Source organism: Daejeonella sp. (assembly GCF_044232565.1).
Taxonomy (GTDB): Bacteria; Bacteroidota; Bacteroidia; order Sphingobacteriales; family Sphingobacteriaceae; genus Daejeonella.
On record NZ_JBIILQ010000055.1, the window covers coordinates 1 to 13,061 of the forward strand.

Sequence of the window (13,061 nt, forward strand, 5' to 3'; positions counted from 1 at the left end):
AAATGAAGAATTTTAAAAATATATTTTCTGTTGTGCTGCTCGCTTCACTAAGCTTTGCATGTACCAAAGACTTCCAAGAAGTCAATACCGACCCGAACAAGATTGAGAAGATTAGTCCCGGAACACTGCTAAACCCCATTATTTATTCTGTTAGCAGCTTTAACACCTCGCGAGCGGATGCATTCACCTTCGATATTATGCAGGTTGCATTGCCATTTCCAAGTGTTTCAGGTGGAGTTCACAGATATGATATCACAGAATCAGCAGGAAACTCTACCTGGAATACCTATTACCGCTGGATAAACAATGTTAAAGAAATGCGTGCAGCGTCAATTGCGTCGCAAGACCCCAATTACGAAGCAATAGCACTCACCTTAAACGCATGGCTATATTCTTTACTAAGTGATTCTTTTGGTGATGTTCCAAAAAGCGAAGCTGTACAAGGAGATCAAGGTGTTTATCAGCCAGTTTTTGACACGCAAGAAGAAATTTACAAAACTATAATTGCTGATCTTGAAAAAGCCAATACTCTTTACAATACTGGCAAACCAATGATATTTGGCACTGATATCCTCTATGCTAATAATGTAAGCAACTGGAGAAAATTCACCAACTCATTACGCTTGCGTTTATTATTACGTGTTTCAAAAAGAACAGAAATTGATGCCTTTGGGAAAATGGCTGAAATAATTGGAAATCCAACAACAAACCCTGTATTTACAAGTAATGCAGATGCGGCTATTCTTAAAATTACCGGCGTTGTTCCAAATGTTTCACCTTGGGGAAGAGCGATTGACTTTACCACATTTAGAGCTTCTGGAGGGTTTTTTATCGATAATTTAAATGATTTTGTTGATCCACGCCTTGCCAAATGGAACTCAGAAGCTCGTACTTCAGATGGAAAAACTAATATTGGTTACAAAGGCATTCCAAGTGGGTACAACGGACCAGAATCACAGTTCAAATACCTTCCATCTAACTTTCTTGTAGCACTGGCAACAGCACCCATGACTTCCGTAATAATGAGTTATGCAGAGCTTGAATTTATTAAAGCTGAATTAGCCCAAAAGGGAAAAATTACCGGGTCAGCAGCAACTTTTTATCAAAATGGTGTTAAAGCTTCTGTTGAACAGTGGGGAGCAGTTCTGCCAGCAAATTATTTTTTAAACGCCAAAGCCGCCTACAATGGAACATTAGAAAGAATAATGCTTCAAAAATATTACGCATTATTCTTCAATGATTACCAACAGTGGTTTGAGTACCGTAGAACAGGATTCCCGGTATTGCCAAAGGGAGCAGGACAACTTAACAATCAAATTATGCCAGTTAGGTTTAGGTATCCTACTACCGTTGTAACTAATAATAATGCAAACTATCTTAAAGCGGTTGCAAATATGGGTGGAGATGATATCAACACCAAAGTATGGTGGGAAAAATAATTTAAAATATAAATTAATCAATAAAGGATACCCAAAAGGTATCCTTTATTGTATATTGTTTTTTTATGAACAGAAGATTATTTGTTACCAAACTTGGACTCTTAACGGGATGGCTTGCACTAAGTTTTGATGCTTATCCATTTAAACTAAAAAGAAGAGAAAAAATTACTGGTTATGTTAAGAATGGGAATAAAGGTTTACTAGGTGTTGCAGTTACAGACGGTTATACGATTACGCTGACAGATTATGATGGCAATTACTCTTTTACTGCTCATCCAGACGCAACATTTGTTTTTATAAGTACTCCTGCAGGATATGATTTTTTGACAAAAAACAATTTGGCAACATCGTACCACAAGTTGGAATCAAGAAAAACCTATGATTTTAACTTGAAAAAACTTTCCAAAAATGATTCAAAACATCAGTTTATTATTTGGGCAGACCCTCAAGTAAAGAACAAAAATGATGTGGCTCAAATGATGGCTACATCAGTTCCTGATGTTAAGCAATACCTTGCAAGCATACCAAAAGGAACACTAATTCATGGTATATCGGTTGGCGACTTAGTATGGGATGATTTGAGTTTTTTCAAGGACTATAATGAAGCTGTTAGCCAAATGGGCATTCCTTTTCACCAAGTTCTAGGGAACCACGATATGAATTACAACAGAGGTGGCGATGAAACATCTGATCAAACATTTAAAGAGTTTTATGGTCCAACTTACTATTCATTTAATCGTGGAAAAGCCCATTATATCATACTTGATGATGTAAGATACTTAGGCAAAGACCGGCAATACGATGGTTACATTTCTAAAGAACAATTAAACTGGATTAAAAACGATCTTTTAAATGTTTCTAAAGACAGTTTAATTATCGTTTCACTTCATATTCCTGTACATAATTCTGTAAAGAACAATACTGAACTTTACGCGATACTCAGCGAGTTTAAAAATGTTCATATCATGTCGGGGCACACCCATAACAATACCAATACTGAAAAAAATGGTGTTTATGAGCATACACATGGTACTGTTTGTGGCGCATGGTGGACAGGCCCAATCTGTGAAGATGGGGCACCTAGAGGATATGGAATATATGAGGTTGATGGCACAGAACTTAAATGGCATTATAAATCAACAGGATTCAATTCTTCACACCAAATAAGCCTCAACTTAGATAATATAAATAACAAAAAGCAATTTATTGCCAATGTATGGAATTGGGATCCTCAATGGAAAGTTGAATATTTTCTTGACAATAAATATATGGGATTGCTAGAAAATCAAAAAGCATACGACCCCTTAGCAGTAAAGCTATATAAAGGCAAAGATCTACCCGCTAGCCGTGGTTTTGCAGAACCAAAACTAAATATGCATATGTTTGCAAGCCAATTTGGCCCAGAAATTAACCATGTTAAAGTTATAGCAACAGATCGCTTTGGGACAAAATATGAAGCATCAGCAAATTTTTAAAATTATGAGAAAAGAAAGTATACTATTGGGTTTTGTACTGATTTTATTAGGAGGATGCAAAACCGCTAGTTTAATTAATCAGACGGTTTCTTTTCCAGTATTTTCAACAGAAGCACATCGTGGTGGTCGTGGTCTAATGCCTGAAAACACCATTCCAGCAATGAAATTAGCAGTTGATCTTGGGGTAACGACACTTGAAATGGATACGCATATCAGTAAAGATGGACAAGTTTTTTTATCTCATGACCATTATGTGAATCCAAGCTTTATACTCGATCCTAGCGGACAAGAAATACCGGAATCGGAAGATAAAAAATATGCATTTTATCAAATGGACTATTCAAGTATAAAAAAATATGATGCTGGTTCAAAAATCAACAAAAAATTTCCTGAGCAAAAAAAGCTAAAAACATATATCCCTCTCCTAGATGAACTAATTGACTCAGTTCAGAACCACATCAAAATAAATGGGAAAAAGCAGGTATTTTATAATATTGAAACAAAAAGCTCTGCCGATGGCGATAATATTCTTCACCCCAACCCGGAGAAATTCGTTGACCTACTCGTTGAAGTTCTGGAAAGCAAAAATATCATGCCCTATGTTGTTATTCAATCATTTGACGTAAGAACATTGCAAGTAATCAATAAAAAATATCCTAAAATAAAAACCTCATTCTTAATAGAAAACAAGAAAACCTTAGAAGAAAATATGCAAATATTAGGCTTTAAACCCTTTATTATCAGCCCCAATTACAAGCTTATTACTCCTGAATATTTGAAAAAATGCAAAGATCAAGGCATGAAAGTTATTGTGTGGACCGTAAATACAAAAGCAGAAATAAATAAATTAAAATCCATGGGTGTTGATGGAATTATTTCAGACTACCCCAACCTATTAATAAACTAATAATCAATGAATTACAATATATTTCGTCCTGCCGAGCATAAACAAGAAATTCCTTTAGATCGAAGAGATCCGGAATACAAAAAACTAAGACTCCAGGTATTTTTAGGGATATTTATTGGATATGCAGGATATTATCTGGTGCGAAAAAACTTCTCACTAGTTATGCCCGACCTGATTGATCAGGGATATACAAAAACCCAATTAGGGTTTGCGCTATCGGGTGTATCAATTGCCTACGGACTAAGTAAATTCTTGATGGGTAATCTATCTGACCGTAGTAATGCAAGAAATTTTCTGCCTATTGGTTTGGCACTTTCAGCATTCACAATGATATTTATGGGGCTAGTTCCTTTTGCAACCTCCTCTATTACACTGATGTTCATTTTGTTATTCATAAATGGATGGTTTCAGGGCATGGGATGGCCGGCATGCGGACGGGTAATGGTTCATTGGTTTTCCACAAAGGAACGAGGTAGAAAAATGTCGGTATGGAATATCGCCCATAATGTTGGTGGCGGACTGATAGGTCCGGCAGCGATTATTGCAATTGCCTTGTTCTCTGACTGGGAAAGCAAGCTTTACTTCCCAGGTATGGTCGCAATTTTTATTGCATTAATATCCTACCTTTTGATTAGAGATACCCCACAATCATGTGGATTACCTCCTATTGAAGAGTATAGAAATGATTACCCTTTAAATTATTCTGCAACACATGAAAAAGAATTTAGTGCTAAAGATATCTTCTTCAATTATGTATTCAATAACCGCTTACTATGGTATATAGCCATTGCAAATGCATTTGTTTATTTGGTTAGATATGGCATTTTGGACTGGTCGCCAACCTATCTGGAAGAAGTTAAAGGATTTAGCGTTAAAGAAACAGGATGGGCTTATTTTGCCTATGAATATGCTGGTATTCCGGGTACACTTTTATGTGGATGGGTAAGCGATAAAATCTTTAAAGGAAGACGTGCACCTGCAATTATTATTTACATGGTATTGGTACTAATAGCGGTTATCGTTTACTGGCAAAATCCTGCTGGAAATTTATGGATTGATAACCTAGCCTTAGTTGCTATTGGATTCCTAATCTATGGTCCCGTGATGCTCATTGGGGTACAGGCACTTGATCTTGTCCCCAAAAAAGCTGCAGGAACTGCTGCAGGCCTAACCGGCCTATTCGGTTATCTTGGAGGAGCATTATTCGCAAATATCGCTATGGGCTTTGTTGTTGATCATTGGGGATGGGATGGTGGCTTTATTGTAATTGTACTTGCCTGCATTCTTTCAATCATATTTACAGCATTTACATGGAATCGCGAAATTGTTAATCTTCGCTTACAAAAGGAGCACAATGAAACCTATTAAATTAGTAATACTGTTAGCTTTAATTAGCTCAAGCTTATCTGCTTATGCTCAGAAAGCTGTGTGGGATAGCACCTTCCGGCCGGCAACATTTACGATTAAAGCAGAGCAGTTTAAATCATATAAAAGCTCTTCAAAAGATATTATATTCCTCGGAAATAGTATCATGGCCAATACCGATTGGGCCGAATTACTTGAATCTTCAAATGTAAAAAACAGAGGTATATCTGGTGACATAAGCTATGGCATTCTGGAACGATTAAAAGACATCACCGATACCAAACCAGCTAAAATATTCCTATTAATCGGAATTAATGATATATCAAGAAATATCCCAGACCAACAAATCCTGAAAAACTACTCTAAAATTGTGAGCAGAATAAGATCAGAAAGTCCCGGAACCAAAATCTATCTTCATACACTCATGCCCGTAAACTATACCTTCGATAAATTTAAAAATCATTATGGGAAAGATGAACATATCCTTTTTGTAAATGAAGCAATTAGGAAAATGGCAGATCAAAAAATGATTTTTGTAATTGACCTTTATCCACACTTTTTAGATGAGAATAAACGTATGAAAGTAGAACTGACACATGATGGACTGCATCTTACTTCCGCAGGATATCAAGTTTGGGCTAAATTATTGCGTGAGGGAAACTATCTAAAATAAAATCTATTATTTTTAATAAATAAGCCTAATAAAATGAAAAGTCTAAAACTACTATCACTTATTTTAATCATTCCATTTTTAGTCAACGCACAACAAGATAAGCCAAATATCATCTTTATAATGGCCGACGATATGGGTTTTTCGGACATTGGAAGCTATGGTTCAGAAATCAAAACTCCTAATATCGATCGTCTAGCAGAAAAGGGTGTGAGATTAAAACAATTCTACAATACGGGGCGCTGTTGCCCCACTAGAGCATCGCTTTTAACCGGACAGTATTCACACAATGCAGGAATGGGTTATATGACTGGTTTTGACCAAGGAGTACCGGGTTATAAAGGTGATTTAAATAAAAATAATGTTACCATAGCTGAAGCTTTAAAACATGCAGGATACGATAGTTTTATGTGTGGAAAATGGCATGTTTGTTCAAATATAAAGCCCAATGGCCCACAAGAAAACTGGCCACTACAAAGAGGGTTTGAAAGATATTTTGGAACTTTAAATGGATCAGGTAGCTTTTTTACTCCGAAAACGTTAACAAGTGGAAACAAGCTTATAAAGGCAGAAAAAGATTTTTATTATACAGATGCTATTTCTGATTCGGCAACCACATTTATCAAGGACCATGTAGCTAAAAAAGACAGGAATCCATTCTTTCTTTATGTTGCCTATACTGCGCCACATTGGCCTTTGCACGCAAAAGAGGAAGATATTAAAAAGTATATGAAAATATATGAAAAAGGCTGGGATGAATTGCGAGATGAGCGCTATAAAAAACAATTAGAACTTGGCGTAATCGACAAAAAATTCAAACTCAGCAATCGTGAGGATTCGGTTCCTGCATGGAACTCCATTCCGAAAAGTGAAAGGCCAATTTGGGTGAAAAGAATGGCAACCTACGCTGCGCAAATCGATTGTATGGATCAAGGTATTGGAAGAATTATAGCAACACTCGACAAAAATAAGCTGACACAAAATACAATGATTGTTTTCATGTCTGATAATGGAGGCTGTGCAGAGTATAAAAGTACAATGGATCCAAGTATCGACAAATTGGGCTCAGATGAGAGCTTTGAAAGCTATCGTGGCAACTGGGCCAACTTGAGTAATACCCCTTTCAGACTTTATAAAACTAGGGTTCATGAGGGTGGTATTCATACCCCATTTATTGTTAGCTGGCCAGGACATACAGCAAAAAACGGGTCTGTAATTGATAATGAACCTGCACATATCATTGACCTGATGCCCACTTTCCTTGCAGCTGCCGGAGCAAAGTATCCTGAAACGAATAATGGATATAAAATCAATCCTTTTAACGGGAAAAGCCTTATTTCAGTCTTAAAAGGCGAAAAAATGCCTGAGCGCGCAATTTATTGGGAGCACCAAGCAAACAGAGCCATCCGCTATCAAGATTGGAAATTGGTATCGAAAAGCACCGAAATAGCACCTTATGTTGGTAAATGGGAGCTTTATAATTTAAAAAATGATAAAACCGAATTAACGGATTTGGCTAAGAAATATCCTGGAAAGGTAAAGGAACTGGAAAATATGTGGACCAATTGGGCGAATGCAAACAATGTATTTCCATTAAATGGTACCGACTTAGGTTCAAGAAGAAAACAATTTGAAAGAAATCTATAAATAACTGACAGATCACTAAATATGAAAAGGAACAATGAGTTCGGATTTTGAAATTCATTGTTCTTTTTCGAAAACTCTTGCTAATCTTTAAATAAAATCATTATTCAAAGACTAACAATCAGTAGTGTCCGAGGAAATTTTAATTTTAAGATCAAAGATCAAATTCTTAAACCTTATTATTCTTTTTTCTTTTCCTTCAGCAGAAAAGAAATCAAGCCAAGGCAACCGCCGAGACCATGAGAGCTATTAAAAAAACAATAAACCAATTCGAATAAATGCCACCGCTGCATCTGATGGTATAAATGTTAATGCTTTTGCCTTGTCTTTGCCTGCCGCACAAGCTAAGGCGGAAGAAGCGTGAACGGAGGGTCTGTGCTAGGGAATTCTGCTAAATAATAAGATTAATTTTTAATATTCTTTTTACTTCTAACGTCAATCCACCACCCCGTCATCTCGAACATTCGGCCACAAATGTGAGGTTTAGCATCAATGTAACGAGTGGAGAGATCCCATGCTATTAAAAACTAATGTCAAACGTACCAGGATTTTAGGCGTCATGCTTTTGCCCGCAGTAGCTGTTAAACAAAAGGCAAAAGAAGGCATTGTGGTTTGGGGAAGGGCATTGATTTACCCTTCTGTAAAACGCAGCCCGTGGGCTTTTTGTTTTTGTGTGCGGTTTGTATGCGCTGGCTGCCTAAGTCCAAAGGACTCCTTCGGAGAGGGAAAAAAAGGGCTTTTGTTTCTTTTGGAATCAAAAGAAAGAGATTCAAGGCAATGAAAATATAAGAACCGATTCTAACCAAAAGGGAGCTTGCTTTTTATTATATAATTAAAAACATGTTGAATTGAATAAAGATGGGTTTTTTATAAAAATTTTATTTTAACCGGACAATAGTGTTAGAAAATCCAAAATGAATTTTGGATTTGATTTAATACACGCACATCAAATGTTGGACCAATAATAGCAAAAGGAAATATTTTAACTATAAAAAATGGATTGAAACAATTATTATCGGATGAAAAAACCCTTATGATTTCAAACTCTAATCCGTTAAAAGATAGTTTAGCTCAGGCAATTTGTGCGTCCAAGAAGAATTTTTATTTCTGTTAAATTTAACCAAAGCTTTAACAGGATGAGTTCGAATTAAAGGAAATTGATTTTCAAGCTACTATCTTTATAGAAATTACTCCGAAATAAAAAAATATTCCCGAACCTAAAAAAGCATTTACCTCATTATTCTAGTACCATTTTTAGAAATAAACAGAGATAGTTCCTCTATCGGATGTTTTAGGATTTTACCAATTTTAATTTCTTTTTCATTACATAATCGTTTTAAAATATCTGAAAAATGAAAAGCTATTGATCCTACAAAATGGCAGGTTTGGAGTTTATAATCGGCGTACGACTTAATGTTTGTTTCAATAAATTCATCAAAACCTTTTTCTATTAGTTCAATGATGTAGGGATGGCTCAAGTTCTCGCTCATAAAGGGTGCGAATGAGGCCAAGTAAAAATTAGGAGCAGGTTCTTGATAGATTCGCTTAATAATCGTCTCCTTATTAATGTTGTATTTGATATAAAATTCTTTGGAAAGCTCTTCAGGCATGGTGCCATATAAAAATCCGGTAATTAGTTTCCTGCCAAAGTAGGTTCCAGAGCCCTCATCGCCTAAAATATAACCTAATCCATGTTTACTGTCGTGGATTTTCTCTCCATCAAAATAAGAAATATTTGATCCTGTACCTATAATACAACAGATGCCCTTAGCTATTCCTGTAGTTGCATAAATGCAGGCAATTAGGTCGATGTCTACACTAATAAAGGCATTTTTAAAAATCTTTGATAGCGCATTTGAGATTAATTCTCGTCGATCGGGACTTGAGCAGCCGGCTCCAAAAAAATAAATTTCCTTAACCTGATCTGTATACTCTTGTATTTCAGGTGTATTCTGAAAAATTTCAATAATCTCTTTTTCGGAAAGAAAAAATGGGTTAATTCCTGCTGTTCTAAAAGAAATTCTCTCATTTTCAGATCCCGTTAATATCCAATCGGCTTTACTTGAGCCGCTATCTGCAACTAATAACATAGTGTATTATATTCCTAATTGTGTAATATTCAATGTTACCCAATGGGTTTTGAAATTATGGGTTTTTTGTTGACTTTCAAAAAGATTTAGGGAAGCTATAAGAATGTAATTCAATTCTCCTCAATTCCTTATCTGGCTTGCAAATATGGCATTGAGTTACTCAGTCCATCTTTCCAAAAGTACTAATTCTCCGGATTAAAGCAAATTTATGGCTTTTGTAAATTACTCTAGGTTTAACTTTCCTGATAATTGAAGCAGAGAGATTTCAGCTAACTTAGCCTCAAATTGTGAATTGGTAAAACGTGCATTCGCATTGATATAATTACGTTGTGCCTCTCTAAATTCTAGTGGAGCAACACTACCAATCCTGAATTTCTCAAGGGTAATATCCATGTTTTGCTTTGCTACGGCTAGATTTTCTTGTTCAAGTTTAACCAGTTCTAAATTAGTTCGGTAGGTTTGATATAAGGATGTGAGCTGTGAGATTATATTTTGGTTTAATTTATCATATTGGAGTTTAGATTTATCTATTTCTAGAGAGGCGTTTTTCTCATTTCTCTTCTGCAAATAGCCATTAAACAGGTTAATTGAAGCACTTAAACCATAATTTAGTCCGCGGCCTGTTGATGTTCTTGCAAAACCTAATTCGGATGTAGATTTATTAAAGTTATAGCCCGAGTTGATGTTAATACTGGGATATCTACTGGCCTTTACCTGCTTGAGATTTATTTCTGCAATTCGTCGGTTGATTAGGGCCGATTGCAAACTTGGATTTAGTTGAGATGCAGAGGATTGTAAATCTGCTAAAAGAAGGTTATTGCCGATGATGATCGTGTCAGAAACTTTAAATTCTGTACTTATTCCCCTTGCTAATAACTCATTAAGTCTGATTTTTGTGCTTCTGTAAACATCTAATTGGCGTAAAAGGTTGGTTGTATCGGTATTTAAATCAACAGATGCAGCAAGAACCTCTAATTTTGCAGCCTTCCCAATTTTGTACCTATTATTTGAATTTCTGAGTCTTAATTGTGAAATATTAAGTGCTTCATTTAATGCCTTAACCTGCTGCTGTTGCGAAACAAGGTCATAGTAATTGTTGATTACATCAGTTAGCGTGTTTTGCACGGTTAATTTTAAATTAGCCTCTCCTAACTGCTCCAATTCTTTAAGTCTTTCATAGCGTGCAAACATCTCAAAGCCATCAAAAACCTGCCAGTTTAATACTGGGCCATAGGCTAAGTTTGAATTTCTTGCCCCATTTCTTTCTTGTAATACTCCACTTGAAAGTGTTTGTTTGGTATTTGAAATGGTATTATTGGTGCTAAAATTTCCTGTAACTACAGGGAGCATGCCGGCATTTGCGCGGTTGAGGTTATTTTTTGCTTGCTCAACATCATTTTTAGTGAGCCTAATGTCAAAGTTATTTTCAAGCGCCAGCTGTACGGCTTGCTCTAGTCTTAATGTTTCTTGTGCTTGCGTACTTCCTGCAAAGATTAAAATTAGGACTAGATATTTTGTAAAGACTTTTCTTTTCATATTCTTTTTAACAGGTATCATTTAATGATTTATTTGAACGTGTTAATTATTGTTATCAAGTTCTGGATTTGCTTTATGCACTCTCGACCACATCGAATAAATGGCAGGAATTACATAAAGAGTTAATACTAAGGAGAATAAGGTACCGCCAATAATTACGATTCCCATGCTCATACGACTCTTTGCTGCTGCTCCAAGGGCCATAGCGATTGGTAATGCACCTAAAGCAATGGCTAAACTGGTCATTAAGATTGGCCTTAACCGTGCTGCAGAAGCCTCAATAATCGCTTCAGAAATAGGCTTTCCCTGTTCTTTTAGCTGGTTCGCAAACTCAACAATAAGAATTCCATTCTTTGTGACCAGCCCTATGAGCATGATGGTGCCTATCTGACTGAATATATTCCATGTTTGACCAAATAACCATAGGGATAAAAATGCACCTGCTACCGCCATTGGGACGGTCAAAATGATGATAAATGGATCAATAAAGCTTTCGAATTGTGCAGCTAAAATCAGATAAACTAATAAAAGAGCCAAGGCAAATGCAAAAAGTGTATTGGATGAGCTTTCCTTAAAATCTCGCGACTCACCACTTAAATCAGTGGAGAAGGTATCATCCAAGATTTTATCTGCCGCGCGGTCCATGGCATCAATTCCATCGCCAATACTTTTGCCAGGGGCTAAACCTGCCGATACTGTTGCCGACATAAATCTGTTATAGTGATACAATTGTGGTGGGGTACTTGTTTCTTCCATCTGCACAAGATTATCTAGCTGAATAAGCTCTCCTTTATTGTTTCTTACAAATATTGAAGTTAAATCTAATGGGTCATTGCGGTCAATTTTTTCATACTGTCCAATAACTTGATATTGTTTCCCATTCATCTGAAAATACGCAAATCTTTGTCCGCTAAGTGCAAATTGCAAGGTTTGGGCAACATCTAAAATAGATACACCTAAATTTTTGGATTTCTCACGATCTATAGAAATGTTAATCTCCGGCTTGTTGAATTTTAGGTTGGCATCAGTCATTGTAAAGGTTGGATCCTTGCTAATTTCCTCCATAAACAGAGGTAGTTTTTCGCGAAGTTTTTCGAAATTTGGGGCCTGAATAATATATGAAATTGGAAGTCCCCCTCTTCTACTCACCGAAATAGTTGGTTGCTGAATCACAAAGGTTCGACCTTCATTGTATTGCTTGGTGATGGTGGTAAGTTTTTCAGAAATTTGTGCCTGACTGCGTTTACGTTCTTCAGGTTCGCTGAGTCTTATCCTTAAAAAACCTGTATTTGCTGCTCCTGAGCCACTAAATCCTGGGGATGTTACGGTAAGATTGATTTTCTTTTCAGGGATAGAATCTTCAATCATTTTTGATAATTCGATTACAAAATTATCGGTATAATCATAAGATGCTCCTTCTGGAGCACTTACCTGAATGTTTACTCCGCTACGGTCATCGTAAGGTGCAGTTTCTTTTTGTAGAACGTTCCAAAACAATGCAATTAGTCCGACACAAAACACAATAATTGGGAATGCTAACCATTTTTTCTTCATGAATTTGCTTAGCGACTCCGAATAACCGGATGTCATATTTTCGAAATAGGGCTCCGACCAATTGTAAAATTTGCTTTTCTTTTTGTTGGCCTTCATCATGTAGGCATTCAGCATTGGCGTTAGTGAAAGGGATACAAAGGCTGAAATTAAAACGGCTGCACCAATCACCACTCCAAACTCTCGAAAGAGTCGCCCGACAAATCCCTCCAAAAATATGACTGGAAGAAAAACAGCAGCAAGCGTAACGGATATCGAAATAACGGCAAAAAATATTTCATTGGAGCCTTTAATTGCAGCTTCAATTGGGCTATATCCTTCTTCTACCTTTTTATAGATATTCTCTGTGACTACAATTCCATCATCTACCACTAATCCAGTTGC

Annotated in this window: 9 protein-coding genes; 6 read left to right on the forward strand and 3 right to left on the reverse strand. The window is 36.3% G+C overall.

Annotation, left to right across the window (positions count from 1 at the left end; translation table 11 throughout):
* The 6 genes from ACILQF_RS04885 to ACILQF_RS04910 all read left to right on the forward strand — a co-directional run.
* Positions 1 to 1,439: SusD/RagB family nutrient-binding outer membrane lipoprotein (locus tag ACILQF_RS04885; RefSeq protein ID WP_395626294.1), on the forward strand; the 1,439-nt coding region annotated here is incomplete at its 5' end.
* A 65-nt stretch (positions 1,440 to 1,504) separates the two neighbouring features.
* Complete coding sequence (locus ACILQF_RS04890) at positions 1,505 to 2,914, forward strand: calcineurin-like phosphoesterase C-terminal domain-containing protein (RefSeq protein WP_395626295.1); 1,410 nt, start codon at positions 1,505 to 1,507, stop codon at positions 2,912 to 2,914.
* Between the two features lie 4 nt (positions 2,915 to 2,918).
* Positions 2,919 to 3,821 (forward strand): glycerophosphodiester phosphodiesterase family protein, encoded by a 903-nt coding sequence (locus tag ACILQF_RS04895; RefSeq protein WP_395626296.1) that lies wholly within the window; start codon positions 2,919 to 2,921, stop codon positions 3,819 to 3,821.
* 6 nt (positions 3,822 to 3,827) lie between these two features.
* On the forward strand, positions 3,828 to 5,189 hold the full coding sequence (glpT, locus tag ACILQF_RS04900; RefSeq protein WP_395626297.1) for a glycerol-3-phosphate transporter: 1,362 nt from the start codon (positions 3,828 to 3,830) through the stop codon (positions 5,187 to 5,189).
* The gene (locus tag ACILQF_RS04905) at positions 5,176 to 5,859 is read left to right on the forward strand and encodes a GDSL-type esterase/lipase family protein (protein WP_395626298.1); all 684 of its coding nucleotides are present in this window, start codon (positions 5,176 to 5,178) and stop codon (positions 5,857 to 5,859) included. The genes glpT and ACILQF_RS04905 overlap by 14 nt, the downstream gene beginning before the upstream one ends.
* Positions 5,860 to 5,892: 33 nt before the next feature.
* Positions 5,893 to 7,503, forward strand: coding sequence for an arylsulfatase (locus tag ACILQF_RS04910; protein WP_395626299.1), 1,611 nt, complete (start codon positions 5,893 to 5,895; stop codon positions 7,501 to 7,503).
* Positions 7,504 to 8,729: 1,226 nt separating this feature from the next.
* Here the strand turns inward: ACILQF_RS04910 and ACILQF_RS04915 are convergent.
* The 3 genes from ACILQF_RS04915 to ACILQF_RS04925 form a co-directional block, all read right to left on the reverse strand.
* The gene (locus ACILQF_RS04915; protein WP_395626300.1) at positions 8,730 to 9,590 is read right to left on the reverse strand and encodes an N-acetylglucosamine kinase; all 861 of its coding nucleotides are present in this window, start codon (positions 9,588 to 9,590) and stop codon (positions 8,730 to 8,732) included.
* A gap of 222 nt (positions 9,591 to 9,812) precedes the next feature.
* Positions 9,813 to 11,126, reverse strand: a complete 1,314-nt coding sequence (locus ACILQF_RS04920) for a TolC family protein (protein ID WP_395626301.1) — start codon at positions 11,124 to 11,126, stop codon at positions 9,813 to 9,815.
* A 42-nt stretch (positions 11,127 to 11,168) separates the two neighbouring features.
* On the reverse strand, positions 11,169 to 13,061 hold a 1,893-nt coding region (locus ACILQF_RS04925), incomplete at its 5' end, for an efflux RND transporter permease subunit (RefSeq protein WP_395626302.1).